Below are 22,301 nucleotides of genomic sequence, written 5' to 3' on the forward strand. Positions count from 1 at the left end.
GCTCATTTTCCTAACCCTATCTGCTGCATCAGCGATGCATTATCCCARAACAATATTTCCTCGCTCATTTTACCACCTTGCCAATGTCCTACCGTACACATGCTGAGTTTAAAAGATTTACCGGTAGGAGGAATTGTTTTTCCGTTGGCAATCGGCATTGGCTTAGAGAAGGTGCCGGTCATTTCACCGATGACACAGGTCCAGTCGCCGGAGCCAAATTTTACCGGATGGGTATTTATTTTAGTATCAGGAGCAAATACAAACAGTGGTTCCAGTTGTTTAATATGGTCGGGGAGGCCTTTCGTCTGGCTGCCGCCGGGGTAGGTGACCACTATGTCAGCGGCGTGGCTGATGCTTAGGGAGTCCCATTGCTGGTGGCTATAGAAATCGAAGTCCAGGGTGTCGAAGCGTTGCAGGCGCTCTGCGGTGATAGTTTTGTCGGCAGTGGCCTGTTGCAGGGCATTTTGCAGCGAATCTACTTTGGCTTGGAGGTGGCTGTCATTTTGTTGGCAGCCAAGCAAAGAAAGCGTCAGAAGGAAGAAGAAGTAGTTTTTCATAATAAAGGGGATTGAAGTAATATAACAATGCAATGCTGGATAGGTTCTTTTACGGACACAAAAAAATCCCTGGCCATTCAGCCAGGGATTCGCATTTATACTTACATAAACCCTTATGCACTACATGTAACGCAACCTTCTTCCATGGTGCAAACTGCACCTACGATGATTTCTTCTTCTGCGCTGTCGCCACCGGCGGCAACCACAGGTTGCATTTGCTGACCACCTTGTTTTTCCACGGTAAACTGTACTGCCTGAGTGGCAGCCTGAGTACGCAGATAATACATGCCTGTTTTCAAACCTTTTTTCCAGGCGTAAAAGTGCATAGAGGTAAGTTTCGCGTTGGTTGGGGTATCAACAAACAGGTTCAGTGACTGAGACTGGCAGATGAAAGCACCGCGATCGGCTGCCATGTCAATGAGGTTACGTTGTTTGATTTCCCAAACTGTTTTGTACAGTTCTTTAATATTTGCTGGTATTTCGGCAATGTTCTGGATAGAGCCATTGTGCGAAATAATCTTCGTCTTCATTTCATTATCCCACAGGCCCAGTTCTACCAGGTCTTTCAACAGGTGTTTGTTAACGATTACAAACTCACCACTCAGTACACGGCGGGTGTAGATGTTGGAAGTGTATGGTTCAAAACACTCGTTGTTGCCAAGGATCTGGGAAGTAGAAGCAGTCGGCATTGGTGCCAGCAACAGGGAGTTGCGGATACCATCTTTTACGATTGCTTTTTTCAGTTTATCCCAATTCCAGCGTGCGGAGGGTTTTACATCCCACATATCAAACTGGAGGATACCTTTGGAAGAAGGGGAGCCAGGGAACGTTTCGTAGGCACCGTCTTTCTTAGCCAGGTCGTTGGAAGCGCTTAAACCGGCGAAGTAGATGGTTTCAAATATTTCGCTGTTCAGTTTTTTTGCTTCAGCACTTTCAAACGGATACCGCATGAGGATAAACGCATCAGCAAGACCTTGTACACCTAACCCTACAGGGCGGTGGCGCATGTTGCTGCGTCTGGCCTCTTCAATAGGGTAGTAGTTATTGTCGATGATTTTATTCAGGTTCAGGGTAGCCTGGTAAGTTACTTCGTATAATTTGTCATGGTCAAATTTACCATCAATTACAAAGCGTGGCAATGCGAGAGAAGCCAGGTTACATACGGCTACTTCGTTTGCATCAGTGTATTCGATGATTTCTGTACACAGGTTGGAACTCTTGATGGTACCCAGGTTCTGCTGATTGGATTTGCGGTTGGCAGAATCTTTATACAGCAGGTATGGATTACCGGTTTCGATCTGTGCATCCAGGATGGCAAACCAGAGGTCCTGTGCTTTCACGGTTTTGCGGGCACGGCCTTCCTGTTCATATTTGGCATACAATGCTTCAAATTCTTCTCCCCAGCATTCGTGCAGTCCTGGTGCTTCATGCGGGCAGAATAATGACCAGTCGCCATTGGCTTCTACACGTTTCATGAACAGGTCTGGCATCCAGAGGGCGTAGAACAGATCACGGGCGCGCATCTCTTCTTTACCATGGTTCTTACGCAGATCCAGGAATTCGTAGATGTCGGCGTGCCATGGTTCCAGGTAGATAGCGAAAGCGCCTTTACGCTTGCCACCACCCTGATCTACGTAGCGTGCTGTATCGTTGAATACGCGCAGCATAGGAATGATACCATTGGAAGTACCATTGGTACCACTGATATAAGACCCTGTAGCACGGATGTTATGAATGCTTAAACCGATACCGCCGGCACTCTGGGAAATTTTAGCCGTTTGTTTCAGGGTATCGTAGATACCTTCGATGCTGTCGTCCTGCATGGTAAGCAGGAAGCAGGAAGACATCTGTGGTTTTGGAGTGCCTGCGTTGAACAGGGTAGGCGTGGCATGTGTAAACCAGCGCTCACTCATCAGGTTGTATGTTTTGATGGCAGACTCAATGTCTTCTTTGTGAATGCCTACAGAAACACGCATCAGCATATGCTGCGGACGTTCCTGTATTTTACCGTCTGTTTTCAGCAGGTAAGAGCGCTCCAGGGTTTTGAAACCGAAGTAATCAAACGCAAAGTCGCGGTCGTAGATAATGCTTGAATCCAGGATGTCTGCATTTTTAGTAATGATCTCCCAGATATCATCAGACAGCAAAGCGGCTGACTTACCTGTTTTAGGATCAATATAATCATACAGTTTCTTCATCGTTTTGGAAAACGACTTAATCGTATTCTTATGCAGATTGCTTACAGCTATGCGGGAAGCCAGCAGAGCGTAATCCGGGTGTTTGGTCGTGAGGGAAGCGGCTGTTTCGGCAGCCAGGTTGTCGAGTTCACTGGTGGTTACCCCATCATATAAACCCTGTATTACTTTTTTTGCTACATCTATTGCATCTACATATTCTGTATTGAAACCGTAGCATAGTTTTTCAATACGGGCAGTGATCTTATCAAATTTCACTGCTTCTTTCCTGCCATCTCTCTTGATTACGAACATGGGTTTGTGAATTTAGGTTTTAGCTATTAGCAGTTAGCTATTAGCCAAAGGAGGTTAGTAAATTGTGTTTGTTCGCTGCATTTAACATAAAAGCTAAAAGCTAACAGCTAAACGCTATCTAAAAATCTTCTTCCAGGCTGAATGTCTGTGACTCTTTAGTACCACCCATTACGCCGGATTTCTGGTAATCTCCCACACGTTTTTCAAAGAAGTTGGTCTTGCCCTGTAATGAAATCATTTCCATGAAATCAAATGGGTTAGACGCGTTGAATATCTTGCTATAGCCCAGTTCACCGATCCATCTGTCGGCAACAAACTCAATGTATTGCGACATCAGGTCAGCGTTCATACCGATCAACCCAACCGGCAGGGCTTCTGTAATAAATTCTTTTTCATAAGCTACGGCGTCACGGATAATGCCATGTACAGCTTCTTCGCTCAGCTTATTTTCCAGCATGCTGTAAAGCAGGCAGGCAAATTCGCAATGAAGTCCTTCATCCCTGCTGATCAGCTCGTTAGAGAAGGTCAGACCAGGCATCAGGCCTCTTTTCTTTAACCAGAAAATAGAGCAGAAACTACCGCTGAAGAAAATACCTTCTACGGCTGCAAAGGCTACCAGGCGCTCTGCAAAATTGCCGTTCTCAATCCAGCGCAATGCCCATTCTGCTTTCTTTTTCACAGCAGGTACGGTGTCAATAGCGTGGAACAAACGATCTTTCTCTGCCGGATCTTTCACATAGGTGTCAATCAGCAAAGCATATGTTTCAGAGTGGATGTTTTCCATCATAATCTGGAAACCGTAAAAACAACGGGCTTCCGGGATCTGTACCTCACTCATAAAGTTTACCGCCAGGTTCTCATTTACAATACCATCGCTGGCAGCAAAAAACGCCAGTACATGAGATATAAAATGACGTTCACCATCATTCAGTGCTGCCCAATCCTTAAGGTCACTGCTTAAATCTATTTCTTCCGCTGTCCAGAAACTTGCTTCGTGCTTTTTGTATTGCTCCCAAATCTTCGGGTATTTGATCGGCAATAGCACAAAACGATCCTTGTTCTCTTTTAAAAGAATTTCATTCTCGTTACTCATTCTTAATTATTTTATGGGTACTGTCGAAGGTTTTTGGTTTTTCTGTTTGGGGTCAGCATACTGAAATCTACACTCTTCTCCTCACACAAATCATATTTCAACATTCTTGCATCCTAAAATCCATACGCTCAGGATTACAAATGTAAGCATCCAGTTATGGGTGTCACTTTTAAGTTTTCAACAGGTGTGGAAAAAGATAATGAACATTCTCGCAGTATAGTGGCATAGCATGTTTCACGGAATAAGGAGGTAGTGCATATGTAATATCATTCGCATGTGAAATGCACCTGCTCAGATACTGGCATATATGACATTTTTTCCCCTGTTGCCGCTAACCGCATGAACTTCAACCCCAAAAAAGCTCCGAAAAAAATATTTGTTAAAAAGCGCCTGCATAGTGTATATATATGCGTTAATTTTTCATATTTACATTTTTAAGCTATTACGTATGTCCGAACCGGTTATTGCCTTTCGCGCTGTTAAAAAGAACTACCAGGATGTGCCCATCCTGGATATTGCCCGACTGGAGCTGTCTGCTGGCATCTACTGGATGCAGGGCGAAAATGGGGCCGGCAAAACCACCTGCATGAAGGTGATGGCGGGTTTAATCCCTTTTAAAGGGGAAATAGTACTCCAGGGTAATGTGAGCAGCCGAGAACACCCGGTGGAGTTTCGCCGCTTGATCAACTACGGGGAAGCAGAGCCACTATATCCCTCTTTCCTTACCGGGCGTGACTTACTGGACCTGTACCTGAATACCAAAGGAGGTAATAGGGACGACATTCGTGAAATCAGTGAAAGCCTGGGTGTGGATATCTATGTTAATAACCCCGTAAGCACCTACTCCAGTGGTATGCTCAAAAAGCTGTCATTGTTGCTGGCCTTCACCGGTAACCCAGCCCTTATCCTGCTGGACGAGCCATTAATCACCATAGATACCCGGGCGCTGGCCATCTTGTATGACCTGATCCGCACGTATAGCGCCAAAGGCGTTTCTTTTTGTATCACTTCCCACCAGCCACTGGATGCGGAAGAATTAACGGTAACGGGCACACTGAAAGTTGCTCATAAAAACATTACGCTCAGTTAATATGCGTACCACTTCAGCGATACTCAGTAAAATATTTACCCAAAGGTTTTATATTCAGAATACCGGATTTTTCCTGGTATTGTTTTATGTCCTGTTCGGCGTCGTTAACGGCGCCAACCTCTTAGCCTATCATAAAGGATTAATGCTGGGCTTCCTCGGCAATTATACCTTCCTTTTCATTGTACTGTTGCTGTGGACCGCCTACGCATTGAAATGCAGCGGATTTATCCTGAAAACATTTCAAATACAGGGATTTGATTTTCTCTACCCCACCATGGGCAGTATTCATAAACCAGCCCGTATACGCATCTGGTTCCTGCTGCATACCGCTATCTATATGCCGGTACTGGTATATGCAGGTATTGCCTTCCTGTTTGCCATACAACAGCACTATTACATACCCGCTGCACTGATCCTGCTCCTTAATATCGCCAACTGCATATGGCCGTTAGCGTTATATGAAAGAAAACTGTCGCAGCCGGATATTATCTTTTTTACCGGTCACCTGCAACGCTGGATCAACCGGCATTTCACCAAACCACCCGTATTGTTTTTTCTGTACGAACTACTCTCCAATTTTCCGAAGCGCATTGTCAGTGTTAAATTGTTCTCTGCCGGCGTATTGTGGCTTACGTTCCTGGTAATGCGGCAAGGTGAATATTTCGACCTGCGTGGATTGCAGATAGGCGTGATGCTCAGCGTGCTGGTACATATGCAGCTGATGGTACACCACCGTGCATTCGATGATACCTATCTTAATTTCATGGAAAATCTCCCCATTAAATTATTCACGCATTATCTGCGGCTTATAGGTGTATATGTTATTATGTTTTTACCGGAGATGATTATGATTACTGTGAACGCCTATACGAAAACATCGGCCATAGGCCTCGTCACTGTTTTTGCCACTGCTTTGTCATTGCTCATCTTATTCCGCACCATGTTGTTTTTTCCGAAGATGAATCCGGAAGTACATGTAAGATATACCCTGCTCACTTCTTTCATTGTATTATTCATGATCCTCCCACATTACGAATGGCCGGCTATCTTTTTGTTACAGACAGCATCGGCCATTATATTCTTTAAAAAATATCGTCAGTATGAACCTTATATAGAATTAAATTCCTGATGACATTTTATCACTCAACTTTGCAAGCGATTCCAGTAACAACGGTAATTGTTTACCGATAAATTCATCGGTGAGATTACCGGATGCATCAAATTTGTTTTGTGCATGACCAATCATGATCTCTGGCTTGTTGATCACATAAGCATTCAAAAATACCATCACCTGCCGTAAATGATATTGCATCCTGGCTGTACCTATCTGCCCCTGCGATGCACCCATAATAGCCACCGCTTTTTCACTGAACGGTTTGTCAGGATGCCTGGACACCACGTCTATGAAGTTTTTCAGCGCACCGGGAATAGAGTAGTTATATTCCGGAGAAACAATGATCACTCCATCTGAATCTTTAATCTTTTTTACCAGCGGCACCACTTCTTCCGGTAATTGTTCTGTATGCAGATCCGCATTATAAAAAGGGATATTATCGAAATGCAGCTGCTCAATTTTAATATGAGAAGGAGCATGCTGCTGCAGCGCTTTCAGCGCCATGGTGTTATAGGAACCTTTACGGAGACTGCCGGAGATGGCAACAAAATGGTATTCTTTTTCAACGGACATATGATCATAGATTTATGTCCGCTAATATAGATTTTCCCTCCGAGAAAAAAGTATCTATATCCGTTTCTCTTTATTCACAAATTTGCGGTGAATTACTTCCTGTACCGGGATACTTTCAATTTTACTTTCCAGCCAGGAAATAATATCCAGGTAAAGAAAGGAACGGCGTTCGTAAGGGTCCTGCGAAATCTGTTCCAGCCTTTGTTTCAGGTCTACGAATGCATTACGCAATGCTTTTGGATTGGCATAAATATACCGGCGTAAAAACTTCATAATTTCTTCCATCACCAGCCCAAGATCTTTATGTTTGGAAATGAAATGATACACGGATTTAATCAGGTATTCTACCAGGCTGTAATTCTCCAGTTCATAATGTGCAATCAGGTGCAGGATGCGGGCAAAGCATTGTATATCTGCCCGCAGGTTACCAATTTTCAGGTTAATGATTTTATTGAGATAGACAATGGCTTTACTGTTATCTCCGCTACCAAAGTACAAACAGGCTATCTTATAATAGAATACCAACACCCGGTGCTGATCTATTTTCAGTGTATGGTTACTGATCTCGGTTTCCAGTTCCGGTACCATGGCCAAACCCTGACTGAATGTGCCTTCCAGGAAGTAGCGGTTTATTTTGGCTGTATATAAATATACAAAAGCAGAGGTGCGTGTGTTTTCGTGAAAGTTGTCCTGGTTTGCCTGAATAAAATCTTCCAGGTCCTGCAGGGCTGACTTGAACTTTTCAGAATTGGATGTGTAGAAATGTGCGGTTAGCAGGTTATGCTGCGCTTTGATGTACAGGTCCATGTCCGTTTGCTGCAGGGAAGGATATTTGCGGAACAGGTCCACCCATTTCTGGGTGTAACGGTAATACATCACAAAGTCCTGCAGAATATAGTAATACCAGCTGGAAGCCTGGTACATATACACTTTCTCGTAGAAGCTCATATGAGCGTGTTGTAACGCCGGCAGCTGACTTTCGAAAAATGACTTCACCATTTCACCATCGCGTTCATTTCGGGCATGTCCCAGTTTCAGGTACAAGCCATACATACGCAGGGAAAGGGTGGAAAGGCGGCTGATGTTGGTGAGCTGTTGCTCTATCTGTCTTGATTCTGCGCTGAGCACCTCCGCGCGGTTTTCCAGGCTGCGGGTGATGTGGCGGGACTCAATCAGTTTTTCAAACTCCACGATTTCATATGTCAGCATCACCTCTTCCTGCTCCAGTGCCATTGTTTTGGCTTTGGCCAGTATTTTCAGACTCTGGTTGTATAACCCTTTGTTGTAAAGTACCCGGGCATGATCCAGTTGTTCCCGGAGGTCGATGAGTGGGTCTTTTTGTTTATATAACTGCCGCAAACTGGACAATAGGTGTTTGTAAAGATGTGCTTTTACGTTAGACAGCTGTTGTTTCTTGATATCAGTGATTTTCTTTAATATCTGTTCCTCATCATACTCCTTCATTTTGTCCAGGGTAGTGAAAAGCTGGATGAATAGTACGTCTTCCTTGGTGTTGTTTTTATTGAACGCCAGCTGAAAATTGCGCTTTTCCGCTTTGGTTAGTGTTTTTATTAATATGAATAAGGCGTCACTTTGACTGTTGGGCATCGTTATTAAAATCTTGTAAATGACTGATAAACAATATATTAATGTATATCTAGGGCTGTTAAAGGTTGTAATTAAAGCAAATTTAACGATATGGCAATTAATTAATGACCGTTAGATTTGAAGGTATAAACAATTCTAAAAGGAAGCAAAAGGATGGGAAAAACGTTATTTGATAAAATCTGGGATGGCCACATCGTGGTGAGTAAGCCGGGGCATCCCGATGCCGTGTATATCAACACGCACTTTATTCACGAGGTAACCAGCCCCCAGGCATTTGACGGACTACGGAAACGTGGTATCCCCGTATTTCGTCCCGCTAAAACCAGGGCCACAGCGGATCACAACGTACCTACCCTACACCAGGACCAGCCCATTAAGGAAACATTAAGCCGCCAGCAGGTGGAAATGCTGACTAAGAATACGTCAGAATTCGGCGTAGAACTGTATGGTCTGGGTCACCGGTTCCAGGGCATTGTGCACGTGATAGGACCTGAGCTGGGCATCACCCTGCCAGGCATGACCATCGTATGTGGCGACAGCCATACCAGCACCCATGGTGCTTTTGGCGCCGTAGCTTTTGGTATCGGTACCTCAGAAGTAGAACAGGTACTGGCTACCCAGTGTATCCTGCAATACAAGCCTAAGCGCATGAAGATCGAAGTGAACGGCCAGCTGGGCAAAGGCGTACTCTCTAAAGACATCATTTTATACATTATCTCTAAAATATCCGCTTCCGGAGCTACCGGCTACTTTGTGGAATATGCAGGAGAAGCGATCCGGAGTCTCAGTATGGAAGCACGCATGACGATCTGCAACATGAGCATAGAAATGGGTGCGCGTGGAGGATTGATTGCACCGGACGATACCACCTTCGATTATATCAAAGGCCGGGAATTTGCACCTAAAGGAGCCGACTGGGATCAGTCCCTCGCCTTCTGGAAAACGTTGTATTCCGATCAGGACGCCGAATTTGACAAGATACTCACCTTCGATGCCGCCGACATAGAGCCACAGATTACCTATGGCACCAACCCGGGTATGGGCATGGGCGTTACCCGCCACATTCCTTCCCTGGAGCAACTGGAGGAGAAAGAAAGACCTTCTTTCAAAAAATCACTGGAATATATGGACCTGGAACCCGGCGCAGAACTGCTGGGTAAAAAAGTGGACTATGTTTTCATTGGCAGCTGTACCAATTCCCGTATTGAAGATTTACGCCTGGTAGCAGATTTCGTGAAAGGCAGACATAAAGCAGATGATGTGGTGGTATGGATTGTACCGGGGTCTAAACAGGTAGAAGCACAGGCTAAGGAAGAAGGGATCGATAAGATCTTTGCGGCAGCAGGCTTTCAGCTGCGTGAACCAGGTTGCTCCGCCTGCCTGGCCATGAACGAAGACAAGGTGCCTGCCGGCATGTATTGCATCTCTACCTCTAACCGTAACTTCGAAGGTCGTCAGGGGCCCAATGCCCGCACCTTCCTGGCAAGTCCGCTTACCGCTGCTGCTGCTGCGATTACTGGTAAGGTAACAGATGTAAGAGAGCTATTAGCTATTAGCTGATAGCCATTAGCTTTTAGCTAACAAGCTTTCCGGACAGTATCAAAGAAACATGGCGTGCCTGTCACACACCAGTTGAAGACACACTAACAGCTAACTGCTAAAAGCTAAAAGCTATATGGATCAATGGAACGCAGACTTATATAAAGAGAAACATGCCTTCGTGTTTGAATATGGTAACAGCCTGATTGACTGGTTGCAGCCGCAGGCCGGAGAAGCCATACTGGACCTGGGTTGTGGTACCGGCGAACTGACGGCGCAACTGGCGCAGAAAGGGACGATCGTTACTGGCATAGATGCTTCTGCAGCGATGATAGAAAGCGCCAGTGCTCATTACCCGGAAGTATCTTTTGCAGTAGCGGATGCCACTACATTTGCCTTACCACAACAGTTTGATGGCATCTTCTCGAATGCAACGCTGCACTGGGTACGTGAAAAAGAAAAGGCGATAGCAAGGATGTATACACACCTGAAAAAAGGCGGCAGACTGGTGATTGAAATGGGCGGTAAAGGCAATGTACAGCGTATTCTGACTGCACTGGAAAAAGCCATGCAACAACGGGGATATACCTACGAACCATTCTGGTATTTTCCTTCTCCCGCAGAATATATTACCCTGCTGGAAAAGGCAGGATTTAGAATAGACCGGGTACACTTCTTTGATCGCCCATCCAAGCTGGTAGACCCGGAAACGGGCATCAGCGACTGGCTGGAGATGTTTGGTGGTCACTTTTTTGCCGGCGTACCGGAAAAGGATAAAGGTGCTATTCTGCAGCAGGTACAGCACGAGCTGGCCCCGAAGCTGATGAGAGACGGAGATCTGTATGCCGACTATGTTCGCTTACGTGTAGCTGCCACAAAAATTTAAACAGTAAAATTCATCATGAGTAAAATATTTCAACACCTCGTTTCACCTGCGGTACCTGTACCCATCGAAAATATAGATACAGATCAGATCATCCCGGCACGCTTCCTGAAAGCTACTACCAGGGATGGTTTTGGCGAAAACCTGTTTCGTGACTGGCGCTATAATGCCGACAATACACCTAAAACAGACTTTGTACTGAACAATCCTCTCTACAGTGGTAAGATCCTGGTAGCAGGTAAAAACTTCGGTTGTGGTTCCTCCCGTGAACACGCTGCCTGGGCCATTGCAGATGCAGGTTTTAAGGTAGTAGTGAGTAGTTTTTTTGCAGATATCTTCAAAAATAACGCCCTCAATAACTTCATTCTGCCGGTACAGGTATCCGATGACTTCCTGGATAAAATTTTTAAAGCCATAGAAGCCAATCCCAACGCTGAACTGGAAGTAGACCTCGACAACCAGTTTATTAAAATCGTGGGCAGCGGCGAAAAAGAAAGCTTTGATATCAATCAGTATAAAAAAACATGCCTGCTGAACGGCTACGATGATATTGATTACCTGCTCAGTCTCCGTCAGGAAATTGAACAATACGAATCCACAAGACCATTTAATTTCTAACAATCTTTACCGGAGTATCCGCTAAAGACTAAAAGCTAAAAGCTAAATTCTAAAAGCTATATGGGCGTTGAGAAGAAAATACTAGTAATACCCGGCGATGGGATCGGACAGGAAGTGACAGCATGGGGCCAGAAAGTGCTGATGACCATTGCAAAAAACTATCATCACACTTTCACCTTCGAAGAAGGTATCATGGGACACGTAGCGATTGAAGCTACCGGGGATCCCCTACCGGAAGAGACATTGCAGAAAGCAAGAAATTCAGATGCGATCCTGTTTGGAGCTATCGGTCATGCTAAATATGACAACGATCCTACACTGAAAGTAAGACCAGAGCAGGGATTGCTGAAGATCAGGAAAGAACTGGGATTGTACGCCAATCTTCGCCCGATAAAATTATTTGATGAACTGCTGGAAGCATCCAGCATTAAGCCCGAAATATTGCGTGGTGCAGATATCCTCTTCTTCCGGGAGCTGACCGGTGATGTATATTTTGGCGAAAAGATCAGAACTGCTGACCGCAATACAGCTTCTGATCTGATGATTTATCACCGCTATGAAGTAGAACGTATTGCCCGCAAAGCTTATGAAGCAGCGCGTTCCCGCCGCAAAAAGCTGTGCTCCGTGGATAAAGCAAACGTATTGGAAGCCAGCCGTCTCTGGAGAGAAGTGGTACAGGAAATTGCGAAAGAATACCCGGACGTGGAAACAGAACATATGTTTATCGACAATGCCGCTATGCAGCTGATCAAAGATCCTAAACGCTTTGATGTAGTCGTTACCGGTAACCTGTTTGGTGATATTCTCACAGACGAAGCTTCTCAGATAGCCGGTTCTATGGGTATGCTGGCTTCTGCCTCTATAGGCGACAGCATCGGTTTCTACGAGCCTATTCACGGCTCTGCACATGATATTGCCGGTAAAGGCATCGCCAACCCGCTGGCCTCTATTTTATCTGCTGCCCTCATGCTGGATATTTCTTTTGGCCTGAAAACAGAATCACAAAGAGTGATTAAAGCAGTGGAAGCTACACTCAGACAGGGTTATAGGACCATGGATATCGCTAACAAACATATTGTGAACGATTTCGTGATGGGTACAGACGCTATGGGTGCCAAAGTATTAGAGAATCTGAATTAATCATTCAATAAAATTATTACACTTATCATGGATAAAAATCGTGTATACGTCTTTGATACCACCTTGCGTGATGGAGAACAGGTCCCCGGCTGTCAGCTGACTACCGTAGAAAAAATTGAAGTAGCAAAGAAACTTGAGGCATTAGGCGTAGATATTATAGAAGCAGGTTTCCCCATCTCCAGCCCCGGCGATTTTCAGAGTGTGGTGGAAATTTCCAAAGCTGTTACAGAACCGGTTATTTGTGCATTAACCCGTGCCAATACCAAAGATATAGATGCAGCCGCTGACGCATTACGTTTTGCAAAACGTGGTCGTATACATACCGGTATCGGGTCTTCCGATATGCACATCAAATATAAATTCAACAGTACCCGTGACGAGATCCTGGAGCGTGCAGTAGCTGCTGTAAAGTATGCCCGCAAGTTTACRGATGATATAGAATTTTATGCAGAAGATGCAGGCCGCGCAGACAACGAATACCTGGCCCGCATGATCGAAGCCGTTATTGCTGCAGGTGCCACCACCGTCAACATTCCGGATACCAATGGCTATTGCCTGCCGGATCAGTATGGCGCTAAGATCAAATACCTGGTAGATCACGTATCCAATATCGATAAAGCGATTATCTCAGTGCATTGCCATAACGACCTTGGTCTGGCTACAGCCAATACCATTGCTGGCGTAATCAATGGCGCCCGCCAGGTAGAATGTACAATTAACGGTATCGGCGAACGTGCCGGTAACACCTCCCTGGAAGAAGTAGCGATGATCCTGAAAACGCATCATGCGCTGGGCTATCATACCCAGATCAATTCAAAAGGAATTTACGAGATCAGTAATCTGGTAGAAACGATGATGCACATGCCGGTGCAGCCCAACAAAGCTATTGTGGGCCGTAACGCATTTGCGCATAGCTCCGGTATTCATCAGGATGGGGTGCTGAAACACCGCGAAAACTACGAAATCCTGAATCCGGAAGACGTAGGGATCAATTCCAACTCCATTATCCTGACTGCCCGCAGCGGACGTCATGCGCTGAAACATCACCTTTCCCGACTGGGCTACAACCTGGAACGCGTAAATGTGGACGAAGTGTATGAGCGCTTCCTGCTGATGGCCGATACCAAAAAGGAAATCAGTGATGCCGATCTGCTGGAACTGATGGGCGATGGAGATGCCAAAACATATGAAGAAAACGCCATTAAGGTAGTATTACTGCAGGTGGTTTGCGGTGATCCGCTGCGCCCCATGGCTACCGTGAAGCTGCGCATCAACGGCGAAGAAAGAGAAGCCAGTGCCGCAGGTAATGGTCCGGTAAATGCAACTATCAACGCTATCCACAATATCATCAAGGATGATATTGAACTGGATGAATTTAATATACAGTCTATGCGCGGAGGTAGTGATGATGTGAGCAAAGTGAATATGCGCGTAAAACATAACGGACAATCCTATTATGGCTTCGGCATATCCACAGACATTGTGAACGCTTCTGTACACGCCTATGTGGATGCATTGAATAAGATATACTAGAAAAAAGATCGCAGGGGGGAATAGGAAGGTAGTGTTGCTCACCCGGGTAACACTAAATTCATATTCCCCTCAGTAACTTTTACCCCTACAGCCCGTTCTACTTGATAATAATACTTTCGGCTGATGAGAACGGTGCTTATACTCTTCCTGGTGTTGCTGATCTTCCCTGCCTGTAAAAAAGGGGGAGACAGCTGTTCACAATATCAACTAACTAATATCAAGAGTGTGCGGTATATGGGTACTTCTGCATCCGGTATACGCGGGCAGGATGGGGCTTTCTTTGATGTGGCCTGCACGTTGGGCAGCAGTTGTTATTCTATTAATAAGATGGTGGAGTCAAAGACGGGCAACGTTGTTACCATAAAAGCGGAATCGGTTTTCAATGCCTGTACTGTCTGTCCGGCGATGACGGTGACGCTATCCAAAACTTATGTATTTATTCCCCCCGATGCAGGTATCTACTACCTTAAATGGGAGGGTGTTCCGAACCGGACAGATACCGTTGTTATCCGGTAGTTTTAGAAGAAGATATCCATCAGCGGATATTTTTTATAATCAGGAAGATAATAATGCCACCATTCTGTGGTACTTCCTTTAAAGCCAAATCGATTCATTGTATCCCGCAGTAATTTGCGGTTAGCTGCTACCACCGGATCTGCGGGGTTATAGTTCTGATGTGCTTTTGAGGTAAAGTCATCGAAGTCCGTAGGCATGGCCACGGGCTTATTTGTTTTCAGGTTTACCATACTCAGGTCTACCGCCACGCCGCGGTTATGTCCCGATCCTTTCCTGGGGTCGGCAGCGTACAGGTCGTTTGGAACGATCTTAAACATGGCTTCTGTGACGTGATAAGGCCGGTAGGCATCATAGATCAGCAGGCCATATCCTTTCTTACGCAGTACTTCCTGTACGGCTTTCAGCGCTTTGGCGGCAGGTAACCGCATATAGATATCTGTTTTGGTATATAGCTTTTGTTTGGTGAAATTGTTGGTGGTAGCATACCGGACGTCTTTTTGAATGCCCGGTATATAATGTTCCAGGTTCACCAGCAGTTGATTACTGTCGGCTTTTATCAGTTGATCATATTGCTGCCGGGTGCTGAGCACAGCCAATCCGTATTTATTAACTGGTATTTTTTGTGCATTGGCCTGGCTTAAAAAGGCACATAGGAGCGTGAGTATCCCGAATATTCTCATGGGCTTAAAATTCCGGAAAAAGGCCCAAATTCTTGCGTAATTATTGAATTTTGCAAAAATTAGGCAAGAAAGTATGAAATACAGTGAAAATACAATTGCAATCACCTTATATTAATAGGTATTTTAGAACCCTTAAAATTTTTATGATGGAACTGTTCAGATTAGATAATAAAGTGGCAGTTATCACAGGTGGTGGTAGCGGTATAGGACAGGCAATAGCGAAGACATTTGGATCTCAGGGTGCACAGGTGCACATTATAGAGCTGAATGAGGAAGGTGGTAAAGCTACGGCGGAAGAAATCAAAGCAGCAGGTGGTGAAGCGACCGTGCATGCCTGCAACGTAGCCGACCAGGCCGCAGTGATAGGTGTGATGGATGGTATTGTGAAAACAGCTGGCAAACTGGATATCCTGGTAAACTGTGCAGGTATTGCCCATGTGGGTAACCTGGAAAATACAGGTGAACAGGACTTCGACAGGGTATACCAGGTAAATGTAAAAGGTACTTATAACTGTATGTATGCAGTTATTAAACAGATGAAAGCACAGGGTGGCGGTGTGATCCTCAACGTAGCATCTATTGCTTCCAGTGTGGGCATACCGGATAGACTGGCTTATTCTATGAGTAAAGGCGCGGTGCTGACGATGACCTTGTCTGTAGCAAAAGATTACCTGGGCGCTAATATCCGTTGCAACTGTGTATCCCCGGCAAGGGTGCATACACCGTTTGTAGATGGTTTTATCGCTAAAAACTATCCGGGCAAAGAAGCAGAAATGTTTGAAAAGCTGAGCAAAACACAACCGATTGGCCGTATGGCGAAACCGGTGGAAGTGGGTCATCTGGCTTTATTCCTGTGTTCCGATGAGGCCGGATTTATTACCGGTACCGACTATCCGATTGATGGTGGATTTATCAGGCTCAATAATTAATGTAATGACCGTTTCAAAGTGCGGACGATTACCCGTATCTTTCAAGTTATTCATTCATTAATTTTTACTTACATCATGCAACATTTTCGAGTAGGGCTGGCAATAGCAATAGCCGTATTATCTGCTTGTAATTCAGGGAATCAAAATGCTAACGGTAACGCAACAACGGATGCAGCCGTACATCCAGCCACACCGGCAGGAACAATAGCAGTAACGATTAAAGACCGTGAAAAAGATACAGCGCAGGTAACCATTAAGTTTAAAATAAATGGTCAGGAAAAGGAAAAAACCTTTGAACAGAGCCTGTTAAGCAACGCCGCAGATGCAGACCTCTATAAGGTATTATGGGATGCACCCAACAGTTGCTATGTAGGGGTGATGAAAGCGAACCATCAGCCACGTTATTATCACGCATCCGTGAGTGAAAAAAACGACCTGAAAATATTATGGTTTGCTTCTCCTGATAAACGTATCTGGAGCTATATGGAAGATTCCATGGGGCTTGGTAAAGTAACCGCAGGTGGTGAAATGCTGCAGAAGTACAGCAAGAATTTCCAGTCGGGAAAAATCCTGGCAGATTTTATTGCAGAAATTAAACGGGATGCATCACCAGACAGCGTAGAGCTGTATGTAGAATACGGTGGGATCAGAAAGAGCATGTATATGCCTGTTCCAAAAGGATCTAAAGCAGTGATCCAGCCAACAGGAGAGGTGGATCATGTATACTTCTCTTTTGTAGCGGATGGTAAAGCAGAACCCGTGATCGATCTGCATGTGGAAAACGGAAGATTGCAGGTGAAAACATTGAAAGAAATAAAGTAAGACTAACAATAAAAAAATATTGAAATGAAACTGATCAGGTTTGGTTTACCGGGAGAAGAAAAACCGGGTGTTGTAACAGATGCAGGTATGTTAGACGTAAGTGCATTTGGTGAAGATTTCGGAGAAAAATTCTTCGCCACTGATGGACTGGCCCGCCTGTCCAAATGGTTTTCCGCACATGCCGGCGAATGCCCGCAGGTGCCTGCCGGTACCCGTTTGGGATCGCCTCTTCAGCGCCCATCCAAAATTATCTGTATTGGTCTTAACTATGCTGATCATGCCCGGGAAACCAATGCGGCTATTCCGGCAGAACCTATCGTATTTTTCAAAAGCACTTCCGCACTGGTAGGTCCGAATGATGACCTGGTGATTCCACGCAACAGTCAGAAAACTGACTGGGAAGTAGAACTGGTAGTAGTTATCGGCAAAAAAGCCAGCTATGTAGAAGAAAAAGATGCGTTGGATTATGTAGCCGGTTACTGTTTGCATAACGACTATAGCGAAAGAGCTTTCCAGATCGAAAGAGGTGGTCAGTGGGTGAAGGGTAAAAGCTGTGATACGTTTGCTCCCCTGGGTCCATGGCTTGCTACCAAAGATGAAATAGCAGATGTAAACAATCTTCGTTTATGGCTGACCGTTAATGGTCAGAAAATGCAGGATGGTAACACGTCTAACTTCATTTTCAATGTTCCATTTGTAGTATCTTATCTGAGCCAGTTTATGACCCTGCTCCCGGGAGATATCATTTCTACCGGTACACCGGCAGGTGTGGGCCTGGGTATGAATCCACAGGTATTCCTCAAAGCGGGTGATGTAATTGAACTGGGTATCGATGGCCTGGGTACTTCCAAACAAACAGCCGTAGCATATAAATAGTAATTATGAAAAGATATTGTCTGGCACTGGACCTGGTAGATGACCCGCAGATGATCAGCGAATATGAAGCGTATCACCGCAACGTATCTGCTGAAATTAAGAAGAGTATCACCGACAGTGGTATTACCGTAATGGATATTTACCGTTCCGGTAACCGCCTGTTTATGATCATGGAAGTAGACGATACCTTCTCTTTTGAACGTAAAGATGCCATGGATGCCGCTAATCCTGCCGTACAGGTATGGGAGCAGCTGATGTGGAAATACCAGCAGGCATTGCCGGTAGCGAAAGAAGGAGAGAAGTGGATTATTATGGATCAAATCTTTGCATTATAGGATATGAATCACGAATTACAAATTACGAATTACGGATCTGTGCGGAGATAGTAAACGCGAAGGTCGCTTATATCTCCGCACAGATCCGTAATTCGTAATTTGTAATTCGTGATTCTCAATTCAATCTTTACATGGTTATTGACGCACACCAACATTTCTGGCAATATGAGCCTGTCCGCGACGCCTGGATAGATGATTCCATGCAGGTGATCCGCCGGGATTTTTTACCGGAACATCTGGCGCCGGTGTTGGAAGACAATGGTGTCCATGGTTGTGTTGCCGTACAAGCAGATCAATCAGCAGATGAAACCGCCTTTTTATTGTCGCTCGCAGAAAAGCATGATATCATTAAAGGAGTGGTAGGCTGGATAGACCTTCGCGCCGATAATATTAATGAACAACTGTTACAGTATGCAGCACATCCGAAGCTGAAAGGCTTCCGCCATATTGTACAGGGAGAAAAAGATAACCGGTTTATTCTGGGAGAACATTTTTGCCGTGGTATCAAAGCGTTATCGCAGCATCGGTTTACTTATGATATTCTCGTATATCCGAAACAGTTACCTGCAGTAGAAGAATTTGTGTTGCAGTTTCCGGAGCAGGCGCTGATCATAGATCATCTCGCCAAGCCGGATATAAAAGCCGGTGAACTGGCAACATGGGCTGCACATATGCGCCGCATTGCACAGTCGCCGCATGTATACTGCAAGCTGAGTGGTCTCGTAACAGAAGCCGACTGGCAGCAGTGGGAGCCGGCACATTTCAGGCCATTCCTGGAAGTGGCGCTCGAAGCTTTTGGTGCCAACAGATTGCTGTATGGTTCTGACTGGCCCGTGTGCCTGTTGGCAGCGGAATACCACGAGGTAAAAGGAATTGTTACCCATTTTATCAGCACCTTATCAACAACAGAACAAAACCAGATAATGGGAGGAAACGCGCTCTCATTTTATCATCTATAAAAAATAATATCATACATACTATGGATTTAGGATTACAGGAGAAAGTGATTATTGTTACCGGTGGCGCCAAAGGAATTGGAGAAGCAATATCCAAACTGATCACGGCAGAAGGTGGCATTGCTGTCATTGCCGGCAGAAGCACGGCGGATAACGAAAAAACAGTAAACGAAATTATCGCCGCTGGCGGTAAAGCACTCGCTATTACTGCAGAACTTGGGAAAGTGGAAGACTGTAAAAAAGTGATCGCTGAAACTGTAGCCACGTATGGTAAAATTGATGGCCTGGTAAACAATGCCGGTGCCAATGATGGCGTAGGCCTGGAAAGCGGTAGCCCGGAAAAGTTCATGCAGTCACTGCAGAATAATTTATCCCACTACTACAACCTGGCTCATTTTGCATTGCCTTACCTGAAAGCTACCAAAGGAAACATTGTAAATATCGGATCTAAAGTAGCCAGCACCGGACAGGGTAACACCAGCGGTTATGCAGCTTCCAAAGGAGCGATTAATGCATTGACCCGCGAATGGGCAGTAGAAATGCTGCCATACTCCATACGCATCAATACCGTGATTCCTGCTGAAGTGTGGACGCCACTGTATGAAACATGGATCAACTCTTTACCAAATCCACAGGAGAAACTGGCTTCCATTACCGCCAAAATTCCATTCGAAAAAAGAATGACTACCTCCGCGGAAATTGCTAACACTACAGTATTCCTGCTATCACCACGTTCATCACATACAACCGGACAAATAGTATACGTAGATGGCGGTTACACGCATCTCGACAGATCCATCAGCTAAGGATAAAGAGCCAATACACGTTATCAATATACATTCACCTGAAACATTAAATTCTTCGTTATGGCCGGAGGCGCAGTAAGTAATTCCACCTATACCAGCAGTAAAGATACCGGCGTTAAACCGGGTAGCTACCTGTTCCCGTTTATTTTAGTAACCAGCCTGTTTTTTTTATGGGGCCTGGCCTATGGTTTGCTGGACGTGCTGAATAAGCACTTCCAGGAAGTATTGAACATTACGACCAAGCGTTCCACATTATTACAGGGTGCCTATTTTGGCGCTTACTTCCTCATGGCATTGCCGGCAGGTATGTTCATGAACAAATTCGGCTACAAGAAAGGAATTATCCTGGGTTTGTTGCTGTATGCTATCGGTGCCTTTCTCTTTTATCCGGCTGCCAGTGCGCTTAATTTCGATTTCTTTTTGCTGGCATTATTTATACTGGCCTGTGGATTAGCTTGCCTGGAAACGGCTGCCAATCCTTATGTAACGGTATTGGGTGCTAAAGAAACTTCTGAGCAACGTTTAAATTTATCACAGTGCTTTAATGGCCTAGGTTCTTTCCTGGGACCTATCATTGGCGGTAAATTATTTTTCGGTAGCGGCAAAGGAGATCTGACTACTGTGCAGTTGACCTATATCGTAATTGGTATCGTTGTTTTGCTGATTGCAGCTTTCTTCTATAAAACACCTTTACCGGAAATTAAAGAAGCAGAGCAGGAAGGGAAAGAAGTAATGGAAGATACCCGCCCGCTTTTTGCTCACCGGCATTTTGTGCTGGGCGTGGTGGCGCAGTTCTTTTATGTTGCAGCACAGGTAGGTGTGGGCGCATTATTTATTAACTATGTAACTGCTTACTGGCATGGTATTACCACTGAAAAAGCATCTTACCTGTTAGCAATAGGGATGGCGTTATTCATGGGTGGCCGCTTCGTAGGTACAGCGCTGATGCGTAAAATTGCTCCTAATCACTTACTGGCACTATATGCATTTATTAACGTGGCATTATGTGCTTTTGTAATGACTGGTAGCGGTGCGGCGTCTGTATATGCGTTAATCGCTGTTTTCTTCTTTATGTCTATTATGTTCCCCACTATTTTTGCGTTGGGGGTAAAAGATCTGGGAAAACATACCAAACGTGGTGCTTCGTTCCAGGTAATGTCAATTGTAGGTGGTGCTTCCGTACCTTATATAATGGGTATTGTAACGGAATGGCAGTCACTGGCTGTCTCTTACGGCATCCCTACTTTCTGCTTTGTCATCGTATTCCTGTACGGCTGGAAAGGCTACAAGAGGATCTAATCAATTGATTTCTTTTTAATACATAATCCGCAAAAACATGTAACTTCCTTACACAAAAGAGGACACCATGGTTTTGCGGATTTTTATTGTCTATGCTTGTTGTTTCCTGCTGGTAAACAACCTGTTTGCGCAGACATCTCCTGATAGCCGCCGGGCATCTTCTTCCCTGCAATTATCCATCAAACATATGATGGGACAGCAACCTCTGGTAAGAAATCAGATAACTTATACCAATGCTGCCGGAGAACCTTTTACGATCAGCCGTTTCCGTTATTTCCTCAGTAATTTTTCATTAGAATCCGTCAGTGGTGATACGGTAGTTTTACCGCCAGCTTATTTTCTGGTAGACGATGCTRTAGATACTTCTAAAACAATACGGTTGGATAGCGTCCCCGCCGGGCAATATAAGCGCATCCGGTTCCTGATCGGGGTAGATAGCATCCGTAATGTGAGCGGCGTACAATCAGGCGCATTGTCGGTGGAAACAGGCATGTTCTGGACCTGGAATAGTGGCTATATTATGGCGCAGATAGAAGGACATTCCACCGCTATTAATTCACCTACCCAGGAATTCTTGTTTCATGCAGGCGGCTATAAATCCAAAGACCAGGTACTGAAATATGTATCACTTCCATTTCCACAGACCGTTACTATCGCTGCCGGCAATCGGTCCTGCATTCACCTGAGCGCCGATGTGGAGAAATGGTTTTTACCAGATACCGTAAGTTTTAAAAATATTGCGGTGATCATGGCACCAGGTGTGAAAGCAAGACAGGTAGCTGGTAATTACCAGCACATGTTCCAGGTAAATGGTATTACTAATGTCAACACTATTAAGGATTGAG

22 protein-coding genes are annotated in these 22,301 nt (G+C 45.0%); 16 read left to right on the top strand and 6 right to left on the bottom strand.

Features of this window, described 5'->3' with window-relative positions; translation table 11 throughout:
- Nucleotides 1-2: 2 nt before the first annotated feature.
- The 3 genes from AC1DP6_RS32010 to AC1DP6_RS32020 all read right to left on the bottom strand — a co-directional run bounded on the left by AC1DP6_RS32010 (nucleotide 3) and on the right by AC1DP6_RS32020 (nucleotide 4,139).
- The gene (locus AC1DP6_RS32010) at nucleotides 3-557 is read right to left on the bottom strand and encodes an ester cyclase (protein WP_477058506.1); all 555 of its coding nucleotides are present in this window, start codon (nucleotides 555-557) and stop codon (nucleotides 3-5) included.
- Between the two features lie 113 nt (nucleotides 558-670).
- Entirely contained in the window at nucleotides 671-3,046 is a 2,376-nt protein-coding gene (locus AC1DP6_RS32015) for a ribonucleoside-diphosphate reductase subunit alpha (RefSeq protein ID WP_477026570.1), read from the bottom strand.
- Nucleotides 3,047-3,164: 118 nt separating this feature from the next.
- Complete coding sequence (locus AC1DP6_RS32020) at nucleotides 3,165-4,139, bottom strand: ribonucleoside-diphosphate reductase small subunit (protein WP_441577330.1); 975 nt, start codon at nucleotides 4,137-4,139, stop codon at nucleotides 3,165-3,167.
- A gap of 448 nt (nucleotides 4,140-4,587) precedes the next feature.
- Here AC1DP6_RS32020 and AC1DP6_RS32025 point away from each other — a divergent pair, with 448 nt between their 5' ends.
- Both AC1DP6_RS32025 and AC1DP6_RS32030 read left to right on the top strand, forming a co-directional pair.
- Entirely contained in the window at nucleotides 4,588-5,229 is a 642-nt protein-coding gene (locus tag AC1DP6_RS32025; RefSeq protein WP_477058507.1) for an ABC transporter ATP-binding protein, read from the top strand.
- Between the two features lies 1 nt (nucleotide 5,230).
- A complete protein-coding gene (locus AC1DP6_RS32030) occupies nucleotides 5,231-6,358 on the top strand; it encodes a hypothetical protein (RefSeq protein WP_477058508.1) in 1,128 nt (375 codons plus the stop codon).
- Here the strand turns inward: AC1DP6_RS32030 and AC1DP6_RS32035 are convergent.
- Together AC1DP6_RS32035 and AC1DP6_RS32040 are read right to left on the bottom strand one after the other, a co-directional pair.
- Nucleotides 6,347-6,916 (bottom strand): NADPH-dependent FMN reductase, encoded by a 570-nt coding sequence (locus AC1DP6_RS32035; RefSeq protein ID WP_441577327.1) that lies wholly within the window; start codon nucleotides 6,914-6,916, stop codon nucleotides 6,347-6,349. The two genes, AC1DP6_RS32030 and AC1DP6_RS32035, sit on opposite strands and share 12 nt — an antisense overlap.
- 54 nt (nucleotides 6,917-6,970) lie before the next feature.
- Nucleotides 6,971-8,524, bottom strand: coding sequence for a hypothetical protein (locus AC1DP6_RS32040; protein WP_477026574.1), 1,554 nt, complete (start codon nucleotides 8,522-8,524; stop codon nucleotides 6,971-6,973).
- A 153-nt stretch (nucleotides 8,525-8,677) separates the two neighbouring features.
- On the opposite strand from AC1DP6_RS32040, the gene leuC reads away from it, so the two are divergent.
- From leuC to AC1DP6_RS32070, 6 genes are all read left to right on the top strand, one after another.
- Nucleotides 8,678-10,084: a 3-isopropylmalate dehydratase large subunit gene (gene leuC / locus AC1DP6_RS32045; protein ID WP_477058509.1), complete on the top strand. Its 1,407-nt coding sequence runs from the start codon at nucleotides 8,678-8,680 to the stop codon at nucleotides 10,082-10,084.
- 115 nt (nucleotides 10,085-10,199) lie between these two features.
- A complete protein-coding gene (locus tag AC1DP6_RS32050) occupies nucleotides 10,200-10,949 on the top strand; it encodes a class I SAM-dependent methyltransferase (protein WP_477058510.1) in 750 nt (249 codons plus the stop codon).
- A 15-nt stretch (nucleotides 10,950-10,964) separates the two neighbouring features.
- A complete protein-coding gene (gene leuD / locus AC1DP6_RS32055; protein WP_477058511.1) occupies nucleotides 10,965-11,564 on the top strand; it encodes a 3-isopropylmalate dehydratase small subunit in 600 nt (199 codons plus the stop codon).
- 60 nt (nucleotides 11,565-11,624) lie between these two features.
- The gene (leuB, locus tag AC1DP6_RS32060) at nucleotides 11,625-12,704 is read left to right on the top strand and encodes a 3-isopropylmalate dehydrogenase (RefSeq protein WP_477058512.1); all 1,080 of its coding nucleotides are present in this window, start codon (nucleotides 11,625-11,627) and stop codon (nucleotides 12,702-12,704) included.
- 27 nt (nucleotides 12,705-12,731) lie between these two features.
- Nucleotides 12,732-14,237, top strand: coding sequence for a 2-isopropylmalate synthase (locus AC1DP6_RS32065; RefSeq protein ID WP_441577321.1), 1,506 nt, complete (start codon nucleotides 12,732-12,734; stop codon nucleotides 14,235-14,237).
- A 123-nt stretch (nucleotides 14,238-14,360) separates the two neighbouring features.
- Nucleotides 14,361-14,753 (top strand): hypothetical protein, encoded by a 393-nt coding sequence (locus AC1DP6_RS32070; protein ID WP_477058513.1) that lies wholly within the window; start codon nucleotides 14,361-14,363, stop codon nucleotides 14,751-14,753.
- Between the two features lie 2 nt (nucleotides 14,754-14,755).
- Here AC1DP6_RS32070 and AC1DP6_RS32075 read toward each other — a convergent pair whose 3' ends face one another.
- Nucleotides 14,756-15,433, bottom strand: coding sequence for a M15 family metallopeptidase (locus AC1DP6_RS32075; RefSeq protein ID WP_477058514.1), 678 nt, complete (start codon nucleotides 15,431-15,433; stop codon nucleotides 14,756-14,758).
- A gap of 143 nt (nucleotides 15,434-15,576) precedes the next feature.
- Here AC1DP6_RS32075 and AC1DP6_RS32080 point away from each other — a divergent pair, with 143 nt between their 5' ends.
- The 8 genes from AC1DP6_RS32080 to AC1DP6_RS32115 all read left to right on the top strand — a co-directional run bounded on the left by AC1DP6_RS32080 (nucleotide 15,577) and on the right by AC1DP6_RS32115 (nucleotide 22,300).
- Entirely contained in the window at nucleotides 15,577-16,362 is a 786-nt protein-coding gene (locus AC1DP6_RS32080; RefSeq protein WP_477058515.1) for an SDR family NAD(P)-dependent oxidoreductase, read from the top strand.
- 75 nt (nucleotides 16,363-16,437) lie between these two features.
- Complete coding sequence (locus AC1DP6_RS32085) at nucleotides 16,438-17,184, top strand: hypothetical protein (RefSeq protein WP_477058516.1); 747 nt, start codon at nucleotides 16,438-16,440, stop codon at nucleotides 17,182-17,184.
- A 24-nt stretch (nucleotides 17,185-17,208) separates the two neighbouring features.
- Nucleotides 17,209-18,060, top strand: a complete 852-nt coding sequence (locus AC1DP6_RS32090) for a fumarylacetoacetate hydrolase family protein (protein WP_477058517.1) — start codon at nucleotides 17,209-17,211, stop codon at nucleotides 18,058-18,060.
- Nucleotides 18,061-18,065: 5 nt separating this feature from the next.
- Nucleotides 18,066-18,395: an L-rhamnose mutarotase gene (locus AC1DP6_RS32095; protein ID WP_477058518.1), complete on the top strand. Its 330-nt coding sequence runs from the start codon at nucleotides 18,066-18,068 to the stop codon at nucleotides 18,393-18,395.
- A 131-nt stretch (nucleotides 18,396-18,526) separates the two neighbouring features.
- A complete protein-coding gene (locus AC1DP6_RS32100) occupies nucleotides 18,527-19,354 on the top strand; it encodes an amidohydrolase family protein (RefSeq protein WP_477058519.1) in 828 nt (275 codons plus the stop codon).
- Nucleotides 19,355-19,374: 20 nt separating this feature from the next.
- Nucleotides 19,375-20,157, top strand: coding sequence for an L-fucose dehydrogenase (locus tag AC1DP6_RS32105; protein WP_477026586.1), 783 nt, complete (start codon nucleotides 19,375-19,377; stop codon nucleotides 20,155-20,157).
- A 60-nt stretch (nucleotides 20,158-20,217) separates the two neighbouring features.
- On the top strand, nucleotides 20,218-21,456 hold the full coding sequence (locus AC1DP6_RS32110; RefSeq protein WP_477058520.1) for a sugar MFS transporter: 1,239 nt from the start codon (nucleotides 20,218-20,220) through the stop codon (nucleotides 21,454-21,456).
- A gap of 67 nt (nucleotides 21,457-21,523) precedes the next feature.
- On the top strand, nucleotides 21,524-22,300 hold the full coding sequence (locus AC1DP6_RS32115; RefSeq protein ID WP_477058521.1) for an MbnP family protein: 777 nt from the start codon (nucleotides 21,524-21,526) through the stop codon (nucleotides 22,298-22,300).
- Nucleotide 22,301: the final 1 nt, after the last annotated feature.

This window comes from Chitinophaga sp. 01L420 (genome assembly GCF_056399985.1).

What these genes read in the sequence shown, in the direction of transcription:
- leuB (WP_477058512.1), top strand. Translation starts at nt 11,625, where the DNA reads ATGGGCGTTGAGAAGAAAATACTAGTAATACCCGGCGATGGGATCGGA.
- AC1DP6_RS32105 (WP_477026586.1), top strand. Translation starts at nt 19,375, where the DNA reads ATGGATTTAGGATTACAGGAGAAAGTGATTATTGTTACCGGTGGCGCC.
- AC1DP6_RS32040 (WP_477026574.1), bottom strand. Translation starts at nt 8,524, where the DNA reads ATGCCCAACAGTCAAAGTGACGCCTTATTCATATTAATAAAAACACTA.
- leuD (WP_477058511.1), top strand. Translation starts at nt 10,965, where the DNA reads ATGAGTAAAATATTTCAACACCTCGTTTCACCTGCGGTACCTGTACCC.
- AC1DP6_RS32050 (WP_477058510.1), top strand. Translation starts at nt 10,200, where the DNA reads ATGGATCAATGGAACGCAGACTTATATAAAGAGAAACATGCCTTCGTG.
- AC1DP6_RS32070 (WP_477058513.1), top strand. Translation starts at nt 14,361, where the DNA reads ATGAGAACGGTGCTTATACTCTTCCTGGTGTTGCTGATCTTCCCTGCC.
- AC1DP6_RS32085 (WP_477058516.1), top strand. Translation starts at nt 16,438, where the DNA reads ATGCAACATTTTCGAGTAGGGCTGGCAATAGCAATAGCCGTATTATCT.
- AC1DP6_RS32095 (WP_477058518.1), top strand. Translation starts at nt 18,066, where the DNA reads ATGAAAAGATATTGTCTGGCACTGGACCTGGTAGATGACCCGCAGATG.
- AC1DP6_RS32100 (WP_477058519.1), top strand. Translation starts at nt 18,527, where the DNA reads ATGGTTATTGACGCACACCAACATTTCTGGCAATATGAGCCTGTCCGC.
- AC1DP6_RS32030 (WP_477058508.1), top strand. Translation starts at nt 5,231, where the DNA reads ATGCGTACCACTTCAGCGATACTCAGTAAAATATTTACCCAAAGGTTT.
- AC1DP6_RS32025 (WP_477058507.1), top strand. Translation starts at nt 4,588, where the DNA reads ATGTCCGAACCGGTTATTGCCTTTCGCGCTGTTAAAAAGAACTACCAG.
- AC1DP6_RS32020 (WP_441577330.1), bottom strand. Translation starts at nt 4,139, where the DNA reads ATGAGTAACGAGAATGAAATTCTTTTAAAAGAGAACAAGGATCGTTTT.
- leuC (WP_477058509.1), top strand. Translation starts at nt 8,678, where the DNA reads ATGGGAAAAACGTTATTTGATAAAATCTGGGATGGCCACATCGTGGTG.
- AC1DP6_RS32015 (WP_477026570.1), bottom strand. Translation starts at nt 3,046, where the DNA reads ATGTTCGTAATCAAGAGAGATGGCAGGAAAGAAGCAGTGAAATTTGAT.
- AC1DP6_RS32090 (WP_477058517.1), top strand. Translation starts at nt 17,209, where the DNA reads ATGAAACTGATCAGGTTTGGTTTACCGGGAGAAGAAAAACCGGGTGTT.
- AC1DP6_RS32080 (WP_477058515.1), top strand. Translation starts at nt 15,577, where the DNA reads ATGATGGAACTGTTCAGATTAGATAATAAAGTGGCAGTTATCACAGGT.
- AC1DP6_RS32110 (WP_477058520.1), top strand. Translation starts at nt 20,218, where the DNA reads ATGGCCGGAGGCGCAGTAAGTAATTCCACCTATACCAGCAGTAAAGAT.
- AC1DP6_RS32075 (WP_477058514.1), bottom strand. Translation starts at nt 15,433, where the DNA reads ATGAGAATATTCGGGATACTCACGCTCCTATGTGCCTTTTTAAGCCAG.
- AC1DP6_RS32035 (WP_441577327.1), bottom strand. Translation starts at nt 6,916, where the DNA reads ATGTCCGTTGAAAAAGAATACCATTTTGTTGCCATCTCCGGCAGTCTC.